Origin of the sequence: Luteimonas lutimaris (assembly GCF_039537065.1) — a bacterium.
Lineage (GTDB): Bacteria > Pseudomonadota > Gammaproteobacteria > Xanthomonadales > Xanthomonadaceae > Luteimonas > Luteimonas lutimaris.
Map to the genome: position 1 here is coordinate 289,202 of NZ_BAAAZU010000001.1, position 18,046 is coordinate 307,247.

The 18,046-nt window shown below is 71.6% G+C and carries 18 protein-coding genes; 5 read left to right on the forward strand and 13 right to left on the reverse strand.

All coding sequences use genetic code 11. From position 1 onward, the window contains the following. Positions 1-53: 53 nt before the first annotated feature. Both glyS and glyQ read right to left on the reverse strand, forming a co-directional pair. Complete coding sequence (gene glyS, locus ABD679_RS01325) at positions 54-2,177, reverse strand: glycine--tRNA ligase subunit beta (RefSeq protein WP_344758117.1); 2,124 nt, start codon at positions 2,175-2,177, stop codon at positions 54-56. 172 nt (positions 2,178-2,349) lie between these two features. Further along, positions 2,350-3,258 (reverse strand): glycine--tRNA ligase subunit alpha, encoded by a 909-nt coding sequence (glyQ, locus tag ABD679_RS01330; RefSeq protein ID WP_344758118.1) that lies wholly within the window; start codon positions 3,256-3,258, stop codon positions 2,350-2,352. A 92-nt stretch (positions 3,259-3,350) separates the two neighbouring features. Here glyQ and ABD679_RS01335 point away from each other — a divergent pair, with 92 nt between their 5' ends. After that, a complete protein-coding gene (locus tag ABD679_RS01335; protein ID WP_344758120.1) occupies positions 3,351-4,091 on the forward strand; it encodes a glutamine amidotransferase in 741 nt (246 codons plus the stop codon). Between the two features lie 93 nt (positions 4,092-4,184). Further along, positions 4,185-5,099: a hypothetical protein gene (locus ABD679_RS01340; RefSeq protein WP_344758121.1), complete on the forward strand. Its 915-nt coding sequence runs from the start codon at positions 4,185-4,187 to the stop codon at positions 5,097-5,099. A gap of 96 nt (positions 5,100-5,195) precedes the next feature. Here ABD679_RS01340 and ABD679_RS01345 read toward each other — a convergent pair whose 3' ends face one another. The 5 genes from ABD679_RS01345 to ABD679_RS01365 are packed head-to-tail and all read right to left on the reverse strand — an operon-like array spanning position 5,196 to position 8,268. Further along, entirely contained in the window at positions 5,196-5,888 is a 693-nt protein-coding gene (locus ABD679_RS01345) for an RDD family protein (RefSeq protein ID WP_344758122.1), read from the reverse strand. Then, complete coding sequence (tatC, locus tag ABD679_RS01350) at positions 5,885-6,652, reverse strand: twin-arginine translocase subunit TatC (protein ID WP_344758123.1); 768 nt, start codon at positions 6,650-6,652, stop codon at positions 5,885-5,887. The genes ABD679_RS01345 and tatC overlap by 4 nt, the downstream gene beginning before the upstream one ends. Next, positions 6,639-7,055, reverse strand: coding sequence for a Sec-independent protein translocase protein TatB (tatB, locus tag ABD679_RS01355; RefSeq protein ID WP_344758124.1), 417 nt, complete (start codon positions 7,053-7,055; stop codon positions 6,639-6,641). Before tatB ends, tatC begins: the two co-directional genes overlap by 14 nt. Positions 7,056-7,079: 24 nt before the next feature. Next, a complete protein-coding gene (tatA, locus tag ABD679_RS01360) occupies positions 7,080-7,310 on the reverse strand; it encodes a Sec-independent protein translocase subunit TatA (RefSeq protein WP_344758125.1) in 231 nt (76 codons plus the stop codon). A 49-nt stretch (positions 7,311-7,359) separates the two neighbouring features. Further along, on the reverse strand, positions 7,360-8,268 hold the full coding sequence (locus tag ABD679_RS01365; protein WP_344758126.1) for a lipid-binding SYLF domain-containing protein: 909 nt from the start codon (positions 8,266-8,268) through the stop codon (positions 7,360-7,362). Between the two features lie 194 nt (positions 8,269-8,462). On the opposite strand from ABD679_RS01365, the gene hemH reads away from it, so the two are divergent. Together hemH and ABD679_RS01375 are read left to right on the forward strand one after the other, a co-directional pair. Beyond that, on the forward strand, positions 8,463-9,482 hold the full coding sequence (gene hemH, locus ABD679_RS01370) for a ferrochelatase (protein WP_425561818.1): 1,020 nt from the start codon (positions 8,463-8,465) through the stop codon (positions 9,480-9,482). Between the two features lie 41 nt (positions 9,483-9,523). Beyond that, entirely contained in the window at positions 9,524-10,351 is an 828-nt protein-coding gene (locus ABD679_RS01375; RefSeq protein WP_344758233.1) for an alpha/beta fold hydrolase, read from the forward strand. Between the two features lie 15 nt (positions 10,352-10,366). Here ABD679_RS01375 and ABD679_RS01380 read toward each other — a convergent pair whose 3' ends face one another. The 4 genes from ABD679_RS01380 to ttcA all read right to left on the reverse strand — a co-directional run bounded on the left by ABD679_RS01380 (position 10,367) and on the right by ttcA (position 13,879). Continuing rightward, on the reverse strand, positions 10,367-10,876 hold the full coding sequence (locus ABD679_RS01380; protein WP_344758128.1) for a hypothetical protein: 510 nt from the start codon (positions 10,874-10,876) through the stop codon (positions 10,367-10,369). A gap of 62 nt (positions 10,877-10,938) precedes the next feature. Further along, positions 10,939-11,727, reverse strand: coding sequence for a M48 family metallopeptidase (locus ABD679_RS01385; protein ID WP_344758129.1), 789 nt, complete (start codon positions 11,725-11,727; stop codon positions 10,939-10,941). Between the two features lie 167 nt (positions 11,728-11,894). Continuing rightward, the gene (locus tag ABD679_RS01390) at positions 11,895-12,800 is read right to left on the reverse strand and encodes a recombination-associated protein RdgC (RefSeq protein WP_344758130.1); all 906 of its coding nucleotides are present in this window, start codon (positions 12,798-12,800) and stop codon (positions 11,895-11,897) included. 218 nt (positions 12,801-13,018) lie between these two features. Further along, positions 13,019-13,879 (reverse strand): tRNA 2-thiocytidine(32) synthetase TtcA, encoded by an 861-nt coding sequence (gene ttcA / locus ABD679_RS01395; RefSeq protein ID WP_344758131.1) that lies wholly within the window; start codon positions 13,877-13,879, stop codon positions 13,019-13,021. Between the two features lie 118 nt (positions 13,880-13,997). Between ttcA and ABD679_RS01400 the strand changes: the two genes are divergently transcribed. Then, on the forward strand, positions 13,998-14,165 hold the full coding sequence (locus ABD679_RS01400; protein ID WP_425561826.1) for a YdcH family protein: 168 nt from the start codon (positions 13,998-14,000) through the stop codon (positions 14,163-14,165). Between the two features lie 41 nt (positions 14,166-14,206). Here ABD679_RS01400 and plsB read toward each other — a convergent pair whose 3' ends face one another. Then, complete coding sequence (gene plsB / locus ABD679_RS01405; protein WP_425561819.1) at positions 14,207-17,032, reverse strand: glycerol-3-phosphate 1-O-acyltransferase PlsB; 2,826 nt, start codon at positions 17,030-17,032, stop codon at positions 14,207-14,209. Then, positions 17,032-17,967 (reverse strand): hypothetical protein, encoded by a 936-nt coding sequence (locus ABD679_RS01410; RefSeq protein WP_344758134.1) that lies wholly within the window; start codon positions 17,965-17,967, stop codon positions 17,032-17,034. Before ABD679_RS01410 ends, plsB begins: the two co-directional genes overlap by 1 nt. Positions 17,968-18,046: the final 79 nt, after the last annotated feature.

An 18,046-nucleotide genomic window follows, 5' to 3' on the forward strand; every position in this document is an offset into this window, starting at 1 on the left:
AAAGCTCGCGGCTTCCGCCGCTTCTACAACAGCGATGGCAACGGGGTCCGTGCTCAGCCCGACAGGTGCTCGATTGCCGCCACGCTGCCCAACCGCTCCGACAGTCGCCGCAGCAGCGCGAGCCGGTTGTTGCGCAGCGGTGCGTCCTCGACGTTGACCATCACCTGGTCGAAGAACGCATCCACCTGCGGCCGCAGCCGCGCCAGGTGCGCGAGTGCGTCGACGTAGTCGCCGTGGGCCAGCGCGTGGCCGGTTTCGGCGTAGACCGCCTCGACGGCTTCGGCCAGCGCGGCTTCTGCCGGCTCCTTCAGCAGGGCCGGATCGACCGCGTCCGGCACGTCGTCGCCGGCCTTGCGGAGGATGTTGTTGATGCGTTTGTTGGCCGCGGCCAGCGCCTCGGCTTCGGGCAGCGCGGCAAAGGTACCGATGGCGTCGACGCGGCGGTCGAAGTCGTACAGCGAGGCCGGCCGCAACTCGGCGACGGCGTTGAAATGCTGCGCCGGAACGCCCTTGTCGGCGTAGTAGCCGCGCAGGCGGTCGAGGATGAAGTCATGCACCTCGGCGCGATCGGCCGGCACGGCCGGGCCGTCCTTCTTCCCCGTCGGCAATGGGCCGATCGTTGCGATCGCCGCGTCCAGCAACTGCGGCAGGTCGAGGTCGAAGCCGCTTTCGATCACCGTCCGCGCCAACCCCAGCGCATTGCGCCGCAGCGCGAACGGGTCCTTGTTGCCGGTCGGCTTGAGTCCCGCGGCGAAGCCGCCGGCCAGCGTGTCCAGGCGCTCGGCGATCGCCAGCACCTTGCCCAGCGGCGACAGCGCGATGTCGTCGGCCGAATAACGCGGCTGCCAGGCCTCATCGAGGGCATTGGCCAGCGCATTGCGGTCGTCGTGCGACAGGTCGTCGAGCGCGGCGTCCTGCATCGCGTAGTAGCGGCCGGCGATGCCCTGCAGCTCCGGGAACTCGTTGACCATGCGCGACTGCAGGTCGGCCTTCGACAGCGCCGCCGCGCGTTTCGCCAGCGCCGGGTCGACGCCGACCTGCGGCGCGATCGCCTCGGCAAGCTTCGCCACGCGCGCGACCTTGTCGGCCACCGTGCCCAGCTTCGCCTGGTAGGTGACGCTGGCAAGGCCGTCGTTCATCGACGCCAGGCCCTGCTTCATGTCCTCGATGAAGAAGAACTGCGCGTCGGCGAAGCGCGGGCGGATCACGCGCTCGTAGCCCTTGCGGATTTCGGTCGGGTCCTTCGGATCGATGTTGGCGATGCCGATGAAGTGCTCGCTCAGGCGGCCGCCGTCACCCAGCACGGGGAAGAACTTCTGGTTGGCTTCCATCGTGGTGATGAGGGCTTCGGGCGGCACGGCGAGAAACCCGGGTTCGAACGAGCACGCCACCGCCGCCGGCCATTCGACCAGGCAGTTCACCTGGGCCAGGTTGTCGGCGTCGATGCGCGCGCTGCCGCCGGCCTGCTTCGCTGCGGCCTCGACTTCCTCGACGATGCGCGCGCGGCGCTCGTCGGGGTCGACCAGCACCTTCGCCCCGCGCAGCGCGTCGACGTAGTCCTCCGCGCGCCCGACCCACACTGGCTTGTCGTGCATGAAACGGTGGCCGCGACTCATGCGGTCGGCGCGGATGTCGAACAGCTCGCCTTCGACGACCTCCTCGCCCAGCAGCAGCACCAGCCAGTGCAGCGGCCGCGCGAAGGCGTGGTCGTGGTCGCCCCAGCGCATCGGCTTGGGGATCGGCATCGCCGCGACCGCTTCGCGCAGGATCTCCGGCAGCAGCGCGCGCGTGGCCACGCCCGGCTTCACCGAGCGGTGCACGAAGCGCTCGCCCTTGTTGTCGGTGGTGCGCTCGAGCGCGGTCCATTCCACGCCCGCCTTGGCCGCGAAGCCCTGCAGCGCGCGCGTGGGCTGGCCGTCGGCGTCCAGCGCGATGTTGAGGTAGGGACCGAGCACTTCCGAGGCCTGCTCGGGCTGTTCGATGGCAACGGACGGAAGCATCACCGCCAGCCGTCGTGGTGAGTACAGCGGTTTCGCTTCGCCGCGTTCCACCGCGACACCGCGCTTGCCCAGCGCATCGATGACGCCATCGAACAGCGCCTGCGCCAGTCCGGGCAGCGCCTTGACCGGGAGTTCCTCGGTGCCCAGTTCGATGAGCAGGGATGTGGTGTCGGACATCGAAAGCCTCTTGCCTTGAAGTCCTCCCCTTCAAATGGAGGAGGCCTTTGCTCTGAAGTCCTCCCCTTCAAGGGGAGGATTTAGGAGGGGATGGGTTTCCTCGACGGTGCCGCGTCGTGCCGGAACCCCATCCCCTCCCCAGCCCTCCCCTTGAAGGGGAGGGAGTGTGGATTCACGCCGCCTGCGCGGCCTGCTTCAACCCCGGAAACCCGAGCTTCTCGCGCTGCGCCAGGTAGCTTTCGGCCACCGCCTGCGACAACTTGCGCACGCGCAGGATGGTGCGCTGGCGCTCGGTGACGGAGATCGCGCGGCGCGCGTCGAGCAGGTTGAAGCTGTGCGAGGCCTTCATCACCTGCTCGTAGGCCGGCAGCGGCAGGCCCAGTTCGACCAGCCGCAGGGCCTCGGCCTCGCAGGCGTCGAAGCGGTGGAACAGCTCGGCCACGTCCGCATGCTCGAAGTTGTACGCGCTCTGCTCGACTTCGTTCTGGTGGTAGACGTCGCGGTAGGTCACCGGCGTGCCGTCCGGCCCATGCGTCCACACCAGGTCGAACACGTCGTCGACGTTCTGCAGGTACATGCACAGCCGCTCGAGGCCGTAGGTGATCTCGCCCAGCACCGGCCGGCACTCCAGCCCGCCGGCCTGCTGGAAGTAGGTGAACTGGGTGACTTCCATGCCGTTGAGCCAGACTTCCCAGCCCAGGCCCCAGGCACCGAGCGTGGGCGACTCCCAGTTGTCCTCGACCAGGCGCAGGTCGTGCACCAACGGGTCGATGCCCAGTTCCTTCAGCGAGTCGAAGTACAGCTCGACGATGTTGTCGGGCGAGGGCTTCATCACCACCTGGTACTGGTAGTAGCGCTGCAGGCGGTTGGGGTTCTCGCCGTAGCGGCCGTCGGTGGGGCGGCGGCAGGGCTGCACGTAGGCGGCGTTCCACGGCTCCGGGCCGAGCGAGCGCAGGAAGGTGGCCGGGTGGAAGGTGCCCGCGCCGACCTCCAGGTCGAGCGGCTGCACCAGCACGCAGCCCTGCGCGGCCCAGTAGGCGTTGAGCTTCTGGATGAGCTGCTGGAAGGTGGGTCCCTGCATTGGCGCCGGTCGCGGGAAAAGGCCGGCCAGTATAGCGGGCGGGGTCACCCGGCCCGGCGACGCGGGGCGCCGCGGCGGGGATAATCACGGCCATGTCCGCATCCCCCGACCCCCGCTTCCTGATCGTCGAGACCGGCCAGCCGGTGCCCTCGATGCGCCGCCACGGCGGCTTCCCGCACTGGATCCGCAGCGCCGCCGGGCTGGGGCGTGGCGAGGTCGACGCGGTGGACGTCGAGGGCGGTGAACCGCTGCCGCCGCGCGACGGTCTGGCCGGCGTGATCGTCACCGGCTCCGGTGCGATGGTCACCGAGCGCCGCGACTGGAGCGAGGCCAGCGCGGCCTGGCTGCGCGACGCCGCGCACGCCGGCGTGCCGGTGTTCGGTATCTGCTACGGCCACCAGCTGCTGGCGCACGCGCTGGGCGGCGAGGTCGGCGACAACCCGAACGGGCGCACGATGGGCACGGTGCCCGTCGAGCTGCTGCCGGCGGCCGCAGGCGACCCGCTGTTCGCCGGGCTGCCCGGCCGTTTCCCCGCCCAGGCCACCCACCTGCAGAGCGTGCTGCGCGCGCCACCGGGCGCCACCGTGCTGGCGCGCGCGGCCCACGACGACTGCCACGCCTTCCGCTGGGGCGAGTCGGCGTGGGGCGTGCAGTTCCACCCCGAGTTCGGCACCGTGCACATGCGCGGCTACGTGCATGCGCGCGCCGACGCGCTGGCGCGGGACGGCCTCGATCCCGAGCGCATCGCCGCCGAAGTCGCCGCCGCCCCGCAGGCGCGCCGCGTGCTGCGTCGCTTCGTGCGACACGCCCGGGTCAGCCCCGCTCGCCGCTGATTGCGGCGCGACTACAGCCCAGCCCCGAGTCCAGCTCCCCGTCGCGTACGATGACGGCCTGTCTCCCCAACCCCGTGTGAGCCACCCAAACCGATGTCCACCCACGCAAGAGGCCCCGCCGCCGGCTGGTCCTGGCTGAAGCAGGCGATCAACCTCGGCCGCAGCAATCCGCGCGCGATATTCGGAGCGGTGGCGCTGCTGGCGCTGGTCGCAATGGTGCCGAGCCTGGTGCAGGTGGTGGTGTCCGCGCTGGGGCTGGGGGCGAACGTGTCGATGGCGGTGATGGCCGCGTGCACGCTGGTGATGGCGGTGGTGTATCCGCTGCTGATCGGCGGCGTGCTGCGGGTGATCGACGACGCCGAGCACGGCCGGCCCACGCACGCCGGTGCGCTGTTCGACACGTTCCGCCCCGGTGACGACCGCAACCGGCTGGTCGGCTTCGGGGTGGTGATGTTCGTCGCCTACCTGGCCGTGTTCGTTGCGGTGGTGGCGCTGTTCGGCAAGGACGTCTCGGCCTGGTACATGGAGCTGCTGGCGGCCAGCAGCCAGAACGATCCGGCGGTGCAGGCGCAGGTGCTGCAGGACATCCCGCCGGGGTTCGGCAAGCTGATGGCGCTGGGCATCCTGGCGGGGCTGTTCTTCGGCGGCGTGTACGCGATCGGCTTCGGCCAGATCGCGCTGCGCGGGCACGGTGTCCGCAGCGCGCTGGCCGACGGCGTGTCGGGCACGCTCCGCAACGTGCTGCCGATCGCGCTGCTAGCGCTGGTGGCGTTCGTCGGCTTTTTCGCGTTCGCGCTGGTCACGATGCTGGTGATCGCGCTGCTGGCCGGCATCGGCGGGCTGGTGCATCCGCTGCTGGCGGCGCTGCTGGCGGCACCGGTGTACTTCGCCGCGCTGCTGGTGCTGTACGTGGTGATGTTCGGCGTCATGTACTACATGTGGCGCGACGTCTGCGACGAAGGCGACGGGCAGGCGCCGCCGCTGCCGCCGGACCGGCTGGAACTGTGAAATCCCGGCAGGAGCGGCTTCAGCCGCGAACTTTTTGCGCGGGCACGGAACAGTCAAGAACTCGCGGCTGAAGCCGCTCCTGCAGCCGCGGGTGCGTCAGAGACCGAATGCAGCGTTCAGGCCGCTCTCCAGCGCCGCGTTGGTGGCGCCGAACCAGACCGCCACCACCCACCACAGCGCCAGCAGCTGCACGCCCAGCCATGCCCGTGCCAGCGGCGGAAGCTTCGCGCGTGGATCGGCGTCCTGGACCACGGCGGTGCCGCTGAGCAGGTCGTGCAGCGCGCGCCGGTCGGGGCGCAGCAGGACCAGCGCGTGGCCGATGTTGAGGGTCAGCCAGGACAGCGCGCCGGCGGCGTGGCGCAGCAGCGCGCGGCCGCGGTCGATGCGCGCGCCGGCCGCGTCGACCACCCGCAGGCCGAACAGGCACTGGCCGGGCGTGGCCTGCCGCGGCCCGGCCTCGAACAGCGCGTGCCAGCCGGCGCCGAGCAGGACGAAGACCAGCAGCAGCGGCCACAGCAGCGCCCACAGCGACTGCGACACCGCGTCGATCGCCGCGCGCAGCGCCGGATCGGCCAGCCACTGCGCCACCAGCGCCGACAGCGGCGTGCCGTCGGCCAGCGCCTGGCCGAGGCTGCGGCCGGCGGCGTCGAGCATCGCCAGGTAGTCGCGCGCCAGCGCGCGCGCGGCGGGCGCGGCCCACGGCCAGCACAACAGCAAGGACAGGATCGACAGCGGCGCCGCGTCCAGCGACCAGGCCGCGTAACGGCGCCAGAAGCCGGCGGCGGTCATCCGCCGCTGCCGGCGGAATCGCCCGCCGCCGCGTCCGTCTTCGGCGCCACCGCGCGTGCGGCGATGATCCCGGCTTCGTACAGCCCGATCATCGGGATCGCCAGCAGCAGCTGCGACACCACGTCGGGCGGGGTGATCACCGCGGCGACGACGAAGATGCCGACGATCGCGTAGCCGCGCCATTCCTTCAGCTGCGCCGGCGTCACCCAGCCCAGCAGCACCAGGATCACCAGCGCCACCGGCAGCTCGAAGCTGATCCCGAAGGCCAGGAAGATCACCAGCACGAACTCCAGGTACGCGTTGATGTCCGGCGTGATCGCGACGATGTCGGGTTTGAAGTGCAGCAGGAAGTTGAACACCATCGGCAGCACGAGGAAGTACGCGAACGCGCAGCCGGCGTAGAACAGCGCCACCGCCGAGGTCAGCAGCGGCAGCGCCAGCCGCTTCTCGCGCTTGTACAGGCCAGGCGCAATGAACGCCCAGGCCTGGTACAGCAGCCACGGCGCGGCGATGAACACCGCCACCAGGAACGCCAGCTTGATCGGCGCGAAGAACGCGCCGGCCGGGTTCATCGCGATCATCTGCTGCCCGGCGGGCAGCCGCGAGACCAGCGGCAGTGCCACCCACGTGTACAGCTGGCTGGTGAACGGCAGCAGCGCCACCAGCACCAGCAGCACGCCGGCGATCGCGCGCAACATCCGCGCGCGCAGCTCGACCAGGTGGTCGAACAGGCTGCCTTCGCCGCCGTCGTCAGGCGCGGTCATCGCGGGCCTCGCCGGAGGCGTCGTCCGGTTCGGGTTCGTAGCCGGGCGCGTCGCGGCGGTCGGTGGGGGTCACCGCCGGCGGCGGCTCGACCGCGGCGGCCTCGTCGCCGATGGCCCTGGTCGCGCTGCGCATGGCGTCGAATTCGCGCCGCGCTTCGGCGTCGGCCGCGCGCACCGAGGCGTCGATGTCGCGCATCTGCTCCTGCGTCTCGCGCAGGCTGCGCTTGAGTTCGTCGGCGGCCAGTTCGCGCTCCAGCTCGCTGCGCACCGAATACCACTGAGCGCGCGCGCGCCGCACCCACAGGCCGGCGAAGCGCGCCGCCTTCGGCAGCCGTTCCGGGCCGAGCACGAGCAGCGCCACCACCGCGATGACGAGGAGTTCGGAAAAACCGATGTCGAACATGGCCGGGCGCCGCGGAGCGCGGCGTCAGCGCTGGACGTGGTCGTCGTCGCGCTGCTTGTCCGACGCGGCCTGGTCCGTGCGCGACTGGTCGCCGAGCTGCCCGGCGGGCTTGTCGTCGTCGTCGCGCATGCCCTTCTTGAACTCCTTGACCGCGCTGCCGAGATCCTTGGCGCCGCTGGTCAGGCGCTTGGTGCCGAAAACGAGCAGCACGACCGCGAGCACGATCAGCCAGTGCCAGATGCTCAGACCGCCCATGGCTTGTCTCGCATGTACGTTGGAGGAACGCGAAGGATAGCGCAGCGCGTCACTGGACCGGCGGCAGCTCCTCGACCGTGGCCGGGTTGCCCTGGTCGTCGCCGACCGGCTCGAACGGCTGCGGCTGGGGCTCCGGGGGAGCCACGGCGGGGTCGGGCTGCGCCGGCACGGTGACGGGCTCGGCCGCCGGCACGTTCGCCACCGGCTGCGAGGCCGCATCGGTGCCGCGCGTGGCGCGGGCGGCGGCGGTGGCTTCCTCCAGCTGGTCGCGGAAGTTCACCACCGCGGTCGACGGGACCTGCGCCGCGCGGCCCTCGAAGATCATCCGCGGCGTGGTGTCGAGCCCGTACACCGCCTCGTTGGCCGCGTCGTCGATCGACAGCACCGCGCCGTCGAGCGCGACGCCGGCGAACAGCCCGCGCGCGCGCGACCACGACCAGATCTCGGCCTTGAGCTGGCCGTCGGTGGCCAGCGCCGCGCTGCGGCCGACCGGTCCGGCGGCCACGCCGGCGTCAGCGCCGAGGGTGACCTTGCCGTTGACGATCGACTCCAGGCTGCGGTCGTTGCGGAACACCAGCACCACGTCGGCCGACTGCACGCCGGCCTGGAAGCCGATGCTGCCGCCGGTGAGCTTGACGAACACCGGGTTCGACCAGGTGCCGTCGGGATTCTTCACCGACATCAGGCCGTGGCCGCGGCGGCCGCCGAGCACCAGCCCGACCTTGAGCGTGTCGGGCACCACCACGATCGCGCGCGCCTCGTCGAGCAGCTTGTCGGGGATCGCCGATTCCGGGATCGCCTGGATGTCGGTCAGCACCCGCACCGCGTTGGCCGAGCGCGCGTCTTCCTGCGCGCCGGCCCAGGCCGGGACAGCGGTGCCGACGGCCAGCAGCGTGGCGATGGCGAGCGTCGCCAGGCGCGGCGCGGCGTTGCGGGGAGTGGAAGGCGTGTTCGACATGTCGGGCTCCGGCAGGAAGTCGGGCGCGTCGCGAAACCGCGGCGCAATCGGCTGAAAGGTAGTGGGCGCGGGATGAATCCATTCTGAGGACCGCCGCTGCGCGCCATCGTTCCGTGCGCCCGTCCGGCGCGCGGCAAGCCCCGATTCTGCCACTCGACGGTGCCAAGCGCGGCCGGGCCTGCCATCCTATGCCGATGCCAGCCGCAACCGCCCGCAGCGCCGAAACCGGCGCCGAACCCTCCTTGCCTGCATCCACACAGGGCCTGCTCGTGGTCAACCTCGGCACGCCGCAGGCGCCGACCGCCGCGGCGGTGCGCCGTTACCTGGCCGAATTCCTGTCCGACCCGCGCGTGGTGCAGGTGCCGCGGCTGCTGTGGTGGCCGCTGCTGCACGGCGTGATCCTCCCGCTGCGCGCGCCGCGGGTGGCGCGCAAGTACGCGCAGGTGTGGCTGGACGACGGTTCGCCGCTGGCCGTGTATACCGCGCGGCTGGCCGCAGCCATCGGCGAGCGCCTGCCCGGGGTGCCGGTCGCGCACGCGATGCGCTACGGCGAGCCCGGCATCGACGCCGGGCTGCGCGCGCTGCGCGACCGCGGCTGCGGCCGGGTGCTGGTGCTGCCGCTGTACCCGCAGTACTCGACCACCACCACCGCGTCGGTGGCCGACGCGCTCGCACGCATCGCCAAGGATGCAGCCGAACTCCCGCTGCGCATGGTCGACCAGTACTCCACCGATGCCGGCGTGGTCGCCGCGCTGGCCGACAGCGTGCGCGCGCACTGGCAGGCGCACGGCCGCGGCGAGCGGCTGCTGATGTCGTTCCACGGCATCCCGCAGCGGCTGGTCGACGGCGGTGACCCGTACTCGACCCAGTGCCACGCCACCGCCACCGCGCTGGCCGCCGCGCTCGGGCTGGGGCACGGCGAATGGCTGGTGACCTTCCAGTCGCGCTTTGGCCGCGAGCAGTGGCTGCAGCCGGCCACCGACGCCACCCTGCGCCTGCTGGGCGAAACGGGGCTGGGCCGGGTCGACGTGGTCTGCCCGGGCTTCCCCGCCGACTGCCTGGAGACGCTGGAGGAGATCGCGCTGCAGAACGCGGCGCTGTTCCGCGCCGCGGGTGGTGGCACGCTGGCGTACATCCCCTGCCTCAACGACGCCCCGGCGCATGCCGATGCGCTGGCGGCGCTGGTGGCGCGCGAATTCGACGCGTGGCGCTGAGCGGCGTGGGCGTGCTCGCGGACTTCGCGCTCGACATCCCGATGGGCCGCATGGCCGGCCTGCGCGGCGGCACGCCCGGTGCGCCGCGGGTGCTGGCGCTGCACGGCTGGCTCGACAACGCGGCCAGCTTCGTGCCGCTGGCGGCGGAATTCGAACGCACCGGCATGCACGTCGAGCTGGTCGCGCCCGACCTGCCCGGCCACGGCCGCAGCGCGCATTTGCCGCCGGGCGCGGATTACTCCTTCGCCGGCGCGCTGCACGCGGTGCTCGACATCGCCGACGCGCTGGGCTGGGACGGGTTCGCCCTGCTCGGACACTCGATGGGCGCCGGCATCGCCAGCCTGGTCGCCGCGGGGGCGCCGGAGCGGGTGCAGCGACTGCTGGCGATCGAGGCGCTGGGCGCGCTGCCCGAGGCGGCCGACCGCACGGTGGCGCGCCTGCGCGAAGCGGTCGCCGCCACGCGCGCGCTGCCGGGCAAGCGGCTGCGGGTGTTTCCCGACCTCGAACCCGCGGTGCGCGCACGCATGCGCGCCAACGAACTCGGCGAGGCGGCGGCGCGGCTGCTGGTCGAACGCGGCGTGCGCGCGGTGCCCGGTGGCTGCGAATGGAGCAGTGACCCGCGCCTGACCCTGCCGACGATGGTGCGCATGACGCAGGCGCAGGTGCGCAACCTGATCGGCGGCATCGAGTGCCCGGCGCGCGTCATCCACGCCGATCCGCCGCAGCCCTACCTGCCCGAGCCGCTGCGCAGCGAACACGCCGCGCTGCTGCCGCGCGGAGAGCTCATCGTGCTGCCCGGCGGTCACCACCTGCACATGGAAGACCCGCGCGCGGTGGCTGCGGCGATCGGCGACTTCTTCCTGCGCTGAGCGCGCCGTCCGGGCTCAGAGCGCGCCGCTGCGCAGCTGCACGCTGACCGCCACCGCACCACGGTCGTCGCCGGCATCGCTGAAGGACAGCACGGTGGTGCGGTCGGCCTTCTCGTAGCTGAGCATCGCGCTGTCGCCGCCCTCGCGCATGGCCAGGGCCTGCTTCCAGCCGCGCTCGTCCATGCTGCTGCGCGCGGCCTCGAACAGCGACGACACCCGGCCCGGCGCGCGCAGGCTGACCACGCGCAGGTTGCCGCGGTCCATCAGGCTGTCGATGCGATAGCCCGGCGGCAGGTAGACATCGTCGGGGAAGTCGGCGGGCAGCGGCAGCGCCTCGCCGCGCGCGGCCCCGATGCCAGCGACGCGGCGTGCGGCGGTGGCCTGCGCCTCGTGCGCGGGCAGCCCCATGGCAGCGGGCGCGAGTGCGGAGTCGGCGAACGCCTCGCGCGACTGCCGGCAGCCGGACGCGACTGCGGCCAGCGCAAGCGCGCCCAGGAGCATGGCAATGGACAGGCGGATCGGCACGACGCGGGTTCCGGGTTTCCGGCGCACGGCCGGTGACACCCGGGCAAACGCGTTCGCGGCGGTCAGCAGGCCAGCAGTCGCCGCAGTCCGGCCTTGAGCCGCCGTCCCTCGGCGTGGAAATAGTCGCGCTGCGCGGGCCAGCCGGGGAAGCGCGCGCCGACCTCGCGCCAGAACGCCGGCGAATGGTCGCGGTGGAGCAGGTGGCACAGCTCGTGCACCAGCACGTACTCGAAGGCATCCGGCGTGCCGAGCACCAGCGACAGGTCCAGCGACATCGCGTCGTCCGGCGCCAGCGAACCCCACTGCGAGGACATCACCTTCAGGCGGATGCGCGACGGCGCGCGCGGCAGCGTCGGCAGGTGCCGCGGCAGCCAGCGGCCGAGGTCGGCGCGCGCCTGCGCCTCGTAGAAATCGCGCAGCGCGCGCACCAGCGCCGCCTGTCCCGCGCGCGCCGGTGCCTGCATGGCCAGCGTTTCACCGTCGAACTGCAACGCCGTGAAGCGCCCCTCGTGCCAGGACAGCGGCAGCATCCGCCCGCGCAGCGGCAGCGACGCAGTCACCCCGCGCTGCAGCGGCGCGATGCCGTCGTCGCCGTCGTGCACGGCCAACTGTTGCGCGAGCCAGTCGCCGTGCTCGCGCACGAAGCGCTCGCCGGACACCAGGCTCGCGCGCGGCGGCAGCGTCAGGCGCGCGCCGCGTTCGTCCACCGACAGCCGCAGCCGTCGCGCGCGCGGGTCGCGCACGCGATTGATGCGGATGCTGCGGCCATCGCCGAGGGTGAAGTCGAAGCTGTCGCGCTCGAGCGTGCGCGGCTTCGGCTTCGGCGTCAGCAGGCGGGACAGCGGCGGCATGGGGTCATCGTAGTCCTGTGTGGCAGTGCGTGGAATCCGGGCGCGGTGTCAGCAGTGGCTTCCGCAGCCGGGCCGGATGGAGCAAGGGAAACCCTTCCCACGCCGTCTTCAAGAGGAACAAGCGCAACACGCTGCCCCCGAGTCCCGAGTCCCGAGTCCCGGCCCCGTCACGCCTCCGCCTTCGACAGCTTCAACGCCGGCTCCAGCAGCGCGAACAGCCGCCGCAGCTCGCCCGCCATCAGCGCGAAGCGGGCGTCGAGCTCGGCGCGGATGTCCTCGGTCTCGGTGCCTTCGAGCTGGTCGACGGCGCCATCGAGGAACTTCAGCTTGCGGATGACCAGGTCCTCGCCGAGCACGAACGAGACGTGGTCGTCGAGCACCAGCGCCAGCTTCGTGACCTGCTTGCCGGACTCCAGGTGCTTGGCGATTTCGTCGGACTGCAACTCCTGGTTCTGGCACTTGACCACCGCGCCGTGCTCGGCGGCGTCCTTGAGCTCGCACTCCTCGCCCAGCGACAGGCCCGCCGGCAGCGGCTCGCCGGCGATCCAGCCGGTCAGCACCGAGCGCGGCGCGACTTCGGCATTGAGCGGCAGCGCCGGGAAGCTGCCCAGCGCGTTGCGGATCTCGGACACCACGGCTTCGGCGTTCTTGCGCGAGGAGGTGTCGACGATGCACAGGCCGTGCTCGAGGTCGAGCATCGCGTCGGTGCGCGACGGGCGCACGAAGGCGCGCGGCAGCAGTTCGTGCACCAGGTCCTCCTTGAGCCGCTTGCGTGCGCGGCCGCCGGGCTTGCGGCCTTCGCGCTGCTCCATTTCGGCAATCTTCTTGGCCAGCAGGTCGTTGACCACGGCCGCGGGCAGCAGCTTGTCCTCGCCACCGACGGTGAGCCAGACCGCATCGTCGACGCGGTGGCTCAGCGCCTCGGCGTCGCGGCCAAACGGCGAAATGAAGCCGCGCGAGGACAGCTCCAGCCCGCCTACGGGCTTGAGCGTGCATTCGGCCAGGTGCTCGTCGAGGTCGGACAGGTCGAGGGAGGCGGGGTAGCGGAACAGGGTGAGGTTTCGGAAGAACATCGGGGGTCCGGGGATGGGGGTAGGAATTGGTGACTGGTGGTTCGGGATTGGGGGCTCGGGACTCGGGACCCGGAGCCCGGGATTAGGGACCAGGATCGGTCCTGGCCATCATCCCCGCGGAGGTGGGGATCCGTGGCTTGCACGGCTTGCGCCGTATCGGGAGGCAAAGTCGCTGGGCTCCCGCTTTGCGGGAGTCACGGGGAATGGGGCTGGGAACATCAGGGGGCGTCGGCGTCGCGGACGATGTCGGCGGCGGCGGTGCGGCCCAGGGCGAGGAAATCGAACAGCTTCGGGTCGCTCAGCTGCGAGGGGCGGATGTCGCCCAGCGCGCGGGCGATCTGGTCGATGCGGCCGGGCGATTCGCGCTCCCACTGGTCGAGCATCCGCTTGACCTGTTTGCGCTGCAGGTTCTCCTGCGTGCCGCACAGGTTGCAGGGAATGATCGGGAACTGCTTCGCTTCGGCATACGCGACGATGTCGTCCTCTCGCACGTAGGCCAGCGGGCGGATCACCACGTGCCTGCCGTCGTCGCTGAGCAGCTTGGGCGGCATGCCCGAGAGCTTCGCGTGGAAGAACAGGTTGAGGAAGAACGTCGCCACCAGGTCGTCGCGGTGGTGGCCCAGCGCGATCTTCGTGAAGCCCTGTTCCTCGGCGTAGGTGTACAGCGCGCCGCGGCGCAGGCGCGAGCACAGCGAGCACATGGTCTTGCCTTCGGGCACCACGCGGGTCACCACCGAATACGTGTCCTGTTCGAGGATCCGGTATTCGACGCCCAGTGATTCGAGGTACTCCGGCAGCACATGCTCGGGGAAGCCCGGCTGCTTCTGGTCGAGGTTTACCGCGGTCAGCGAGAACGACACCGGCGCCTTCTCGCGCAGCTGCAGCAGGATGTCGAGCAGGGTGTAGCTGTCCTTGCCGCCGGACAGGCAGACCATGACCTTGTCGCCGTCCCCGATCATGCCGAAGTCGGCGATCGCGCGGCCCACCTGGTGGCGCAGCCGCGTGGCCAGCCGGTGCTGTTCGCGCGCGTCGCCACGGTCGGCGCGGACGGGATCTTGCAGGGGCAGGGGCGTGCTCATGGACCGACCATTCTACCGGCCGCGCACCACGCCCGTGGCCGCGATGACGGCCCGGCCCGGGCGCGTGTAAGCTCGCCGGGTGGAACCCGCAAACGATGCCGTCATCAGCCAGCGGCTGATGGACCTCAAGCTCGAACACCGCGACCTTGACCTCGCGATCGTGCGGTTGCAGGCGGACATCCAGGCCGACGAACTGGCCGTCAAGCGGATGAAGAAGCGCAAGCTGCAGCTCAAGGACCAGATCGCGCGGCTGGAGTCTGATTTGATCCCCGACGAGCCGGCGTAGAAGCCCTCCCCTTCAAGGGGAAGGGGCAAAGCCCCCTCCGGCTACGACGCCGACGCCGGCGGCTCCGGTGAAGCCTCTTCCACCACCACCTCCGGCCGCACCGCTTCCGGACTCACCTTCTCGATCGTATGCCGCAGTTCGCGGCCCAGGATCACCTTGGCGTCGCGCGCCCAGGCGTCCAGGCGCTGGTCGAAGACCAGCTTGCTGTTGCCGTCCAGCCACACCAGCTCGAGTTCGCGCAGCTTCTGGATGAAGCCGCGGAACAGCGCCTTGTCGAAGAACTCCGGCGCGGCCGGCGCGTACAGCAGGCTCAGCCGCTGCGCGGCCAGCTGGCACAGGCTTTCCAGTTCGCCGGCGCCGAGCGTGCCGGGGCCGTTCTTGGCCAGCACCGAGATCGCGATGTAGTAGCGCTCGAACGCCTGCTGCAGCGGGTGCCCCAGCGCGCGCAGGCGGAATACCTCGTCGCTCTGGCCGGCGTTGCGCGCCAGGATGTCGCCGTCGCTGCCGTTGGCGTTCTCGACCACCTGCAGCAGCCCTTCGCGGATGAACACCTCGATGGTCGCGTCGATGCGCGCGGCGAAGCTGTCCTGGTCCCAGGGCAGGAACAGCTCGCCCTGCAGGAACGGATACACCGTGCGCCCGATGTCGAGCAGGTTGCGCCGCGCCATGCGCCGGTTGTGCTGGAAGCAGCAGGCGATCCACGCCGATGCGGTGAACAGGTGCAGCACGTTGTTGCGGAAGTAGCTCAGCAGCACCGAGGTTTCGGCGCTGGACACGCTGAGCACGTCGCCCAGCGGATGCGCGGTGCGGCGCAGGACGCCGATCTCCTCGCCGTGGGCGATGATCTCTTCCGGCGAATGCGGGGTCACGGTGACCAGCTCGCTGTAGGGCACTTCCTCCAGCATCCGCTTGGACAGCAGGATCTGCGCGCGCAGGTCGCCCTCGCCCATCGCGTGTTTGGGCGTGGACAGCAGCGCCAGCGCCAGCAGGTTGATCGGGTTCACGTCGGCGGCGCGGTTGATGTTGACCTGGATGCGCTGGGCCAGGTTGTCGACGGTCGATGACAGCCACGCCGGCTTGTCCTCTTCCGGCACCGGCCGGCCGTCCCAGTCGGGTGCCTGCTCGGCCAGCACGTCGGCCAGTGCGATCGGCTCGCCATAGTTCACCACCACCTGGCCGTAGTTCTGCCGCAGCACCTTGGGGATGCCCCACAGCAGCGCCCAGATCGATTCCTTCTCCTTGGGCTTGCCCGACAGCTCGTCGAGGTAGCTGCCGCCCTCCATCAGCTTCTCGTAGCCGATGTACACCGGCTGGAACAGCACCGGCCGCGTCGGCTGGCGCAGGAATGCGCGCACCGTCATCGAGATCATCCCGCCCTTGGGCTGCAGCAGCCGGCCGGTGCGCGAGCGCCCGCCCTCGATGAAGTACTCGATCGAATAGCCGCCGGCGACCAGCTGGGCGACGTATTCGCTGAGCACCGCCGAGTACAGCATGCTGCCGCGGATCGAGCGGCGGATGAAGAACGCGCCGCCCTTGCGCAGCAGGGTGCCGATCACCGGCAGGTCGAGGTTGATGCCGGCGACGATGTGCGGCGGCACGATGCCGCGGTCGTACAGCAGGTACGACAGCAGCAGGTAGTCCATATGGCTGCGGTGGCTGGGCACGTAGACGACCTCGTGTCCCGGGGCCGCGGCCTTGAGCCGCTCCAGGTGGTGCACCAGCACGCCGCGGTAGATGCGGTTCCAGACCGTGGTCAGCAGGAAGCTGGCCGAACGCACCACCGGGTGCGAGTAGTCGGCGGCGATCTCGTAGGCGAAGGCGTGCGCCTTCTTCCACGCCTCGGCCGGCGTGGACTTGTCGCGGCGGGCCTGGTCGACGATCGCGTCCTTGACCGACTCGGCCGCCAGCACCTTGTCGACCAGCAGCCGGCGGGTGGACAGGTCCGGCCCGATCATCGCCTCGCGGATGCGGTTGAAGTGCGTGCGCAGCACCCGCGAGAGCTTGCGCACGGTGCGCTCGGGCGGCAGGTCCTCGGCGATGATGCCGCGCAGGTTCACCGGCGCGGCAAAGCGCACCAGGGTGTTGCGGCCGTTGAGCAGGATCGCCAGCAGCCGGCGGAAGCGGCCGACCAGCGCCCAGTTTTCCGAGAACAGCACCGAGAACCAGCCGCTGGCGCGGTCCGGCGCCTGGCCGACGAAAATCGACACCGGCACCAGCTGCACGTCCAGCGCCGGGTCCTCGCGGTGCGCCTCGAGCAGCCGCGCCAGCGATTCGGAATGGGTGCGCGGCGGCGCCGGCTTGCCGGCGGCGAGCGCGGCCAGGACGCTGTTGGCGCTGCGCCGCGACAGCGCCACGTAGGCGCGCTTGCGCCCCAGCGGGTCGCCCGGCAGCGGCCGCAGCGGCGAGGGCATGCCCTGCTCGCGGCAGGCGCGGTCGAGGATCAGCGCGTTCGAAAGGCCGTAGTCCTCGAGCACGTAGCAGACCGGGCGCTGGTCGACGAACTGCTGCGGCGCGTCGGGCTCGGTCCGCAGCGAGATCCACGGCCGCAGCAGGCGGCCGAGCAGGCGTGCCCACAGTGGCCGGCGCTCGCGCAGCTGGGCGACGGCCGGCGGCGGGGCGTCTTCGGCCAGCAGCGAGGGTTGTTGCGTCTTCCCGGTGCCATTGGCCCCATCGGCCGGCGGGGCCGCGTCCGCGGCGGGCGCGGTGTCGTCGGCGGGCTCCTCGCTGCCGGCGAGCATCGGGCCGACCGGCGCGCCGGCCGCTGCGGGGCTGGCGGCATCGCCCGTGGCCGGGCGGCGCCTGCCGGCGTCGCCGGGGGGCAGAGGGTCGGGTTCGAACAGGGTCGGCTGGGTCGGCATCGCCGGCATTATGCCGAAGGCGGTCGTCCCGCCGCCGGCGGGGCCGCCTCCGGCGCGGTCGCGGCCGGCGCGGCCGGCTGCGCCAGCGCGGCGCGGGCGTGGCGCAGCACGTCGCTCAGGTACCAGCGGCCGTCGTGGCGCTCGACCTCGACGACGGTGTCGATCGGCTGCCCGCCCAGCAGGTAGCGCATCCGCACCTTGGCGGTGTCGCCGGTCTGCGACTGCAGGCTGGCGTCGAGCGCGCCCAGGCCGGCGTCCAGATCCAGGCCGTAGCCGGCCAGCACCTGCGTGGTCGCCTGCGCGAACGGGTGCATCCGGCGCAGGCTCTGTTCCATGCCGAGGCGGGCGAAGTCGGCCTCCGAGGCCAGCCCGGTCTGCCGCGCCGCGGCAACCAGCTTCGGGATGGCGTCGTGCGCGCGCCCGGGGTCGGCCAGCGGCGCCGCCTGCGCCCAGCGGCTCATCGCCGCGATGAGCTGGGTGTAGTGCTCGCGTTCGGCGTCGCTGAAGTCGCCTTCGTTGCTGACGTACTGGACGCCGAACAGGCCCAGCGTGGCGGCAGTGGAGTCGATTTCGCGGTCGGCGTTGGCGAACTGGCGGTCGAAGACCCGGATCCAGTGCGCCTCCGCGTCCGGCCGGGACAGGGCGGCGAGCAGCTGCGGGAGGCGCTCGCCCAGCGGCAGCTCGTCCAGCGGCCAGCGGGTGCGGCCCTCGCGCCAGGCGGTTTCCATCTGCGCATGCAGCGCCGGCGGAATCGCGTCGCGGGCGTAGGCGTCCAGCGCGTTGGCGCGCAGGTGGCCGGTGAGCAGGCGCACCGCGTCGGCGGGCCGGGCGGCGCCCGGGGCCCGGGCCTTCGCGGCCGGGGCTTCGGCCGCCGGGCGGCAGGCGGCCATCGCCAGTGCACACAGGCAGGCCAGCAGCAGCGGGAACCAGCGGCGATGGCGCATGTGTCATCCCCAAAGATAGACAGCCGGCATCTTGGCGGCGGGCCTTGGGGGCCGCAAGTTCGGGGTGCGGCGGCCCACG

Coding starts and splice junctions, on each gene's coding strand:
- glyS (WP_344758117.1), bottom strand. CDS start 2,177: ATGTCCGACACCACATCCCTGCTCATCGAACTGGGCACCGAGGAACTC.
- glyQ (WP_344758118.1), bottom strand. CDS start 3,258: ATGCAGGGACCCACCTTCCAGCAGCTCATCCAGAAGCTCAACGCCTAC.
- ABD679_RS01335 (WP_344758120.1), top strand. CDS start 3,351: ATGTCCGCATCCCCCGACCCCCGCTTCCTGATCGTCGAGACCGGCCAG.
- ABD679_RS01340 (WP_344758121.1), top strand. CDS start 4,185: ATGTCCACCCACGCAAGAGGCCCCGCCGCCGGCTGGTCCTGGCTGAAG.
- ABD679_RS01345 (WP_344758122.1), bottom strand. CDS start 5,888: ATGACCGCCGCCGGCTTCTGGCGCCGTTACGCGGCCTGGTCGCTGGAC.
- tatC (WP_344758123.1), bottom strand. CDS start 6,652: ATGACCGCGCCTGACGACGGCGGCGAAGGCAGCCTGTTCGACCACCTG.
- tatB (WP_344758124.1), bottom strand. CDS start 7,055: ATGTTCGACATCGGTTTTTCCGAACTCCTCGTCATCGCGGTGGTGGCG.
- tatA (WP_344758125.1), bottom strand. CDS start 7,310: ATGGGCGGTCTGAGCATCTGGCACTGGCTGATCGTGCTCGCGGTCGTG.
- ABD679_RS01365 (WP_344758126.1), bottom strand. CDS start 8,268: ATGTCGAACACGCCTTCCACTCCCCGCAACGCCGCGCCGCGCCTGGCG.
- hemH (WP_425561818.1), top strand. CDS start 8,463: ATGCCAGCCGCAACCGCCCGCAGCGCCGAAACCGGCGCCGAACCCTCC.
- ABD679_RS01375 (WP_344758233.1), top strand. CDS start 9,524: ATGGGCCGCATGGCCGGCCTGCGCGGCGGCACGCCCGGTGCGCCGCGG.
- ABD679_RS01385 (WP_344758129.1), bottom strand. CDS start 11,727: ATGCCGCCGCTGTCCCGCCTGCTGACGCCGAAGCCGAAGCCGCGCACG.
- ABD679_RS01390 (WP_344758130.1), bottom strand. CDS start 12,800: ATGTTCTTCCGAAACCTCACCCTGTTCCGCTACCCCGCCTCCCTCGAC.
- ttcA (WP_344758131.1), bottom strand. CDS start 13,879: ATGAGCACGCCCCTGCCCCTGCAAGATCCCGTCCGCGCCGACCGTGGC.
- ABD679_RS01400 (WP_425561826.1), top strand. CDS start 13,998: ATGGACCTCAAGCTCGAACACCGCGACCTTGACCTCGCGATCGTGCGG.
- plsB (WP_425561819.1), bottom strand. CDS start 17,032: ATGCCGGCGATGCCGACCCAGCCGACCCTGTTCGAACCCGACCCTCTG.
- ABD679_RS01410 (WP_344758134.1), bottom strand. CDS start 17,967: ATGCGCCATCGCCGCTGGTTCCCGCTGCTGCTGGCCTGCCTGTGTGCA.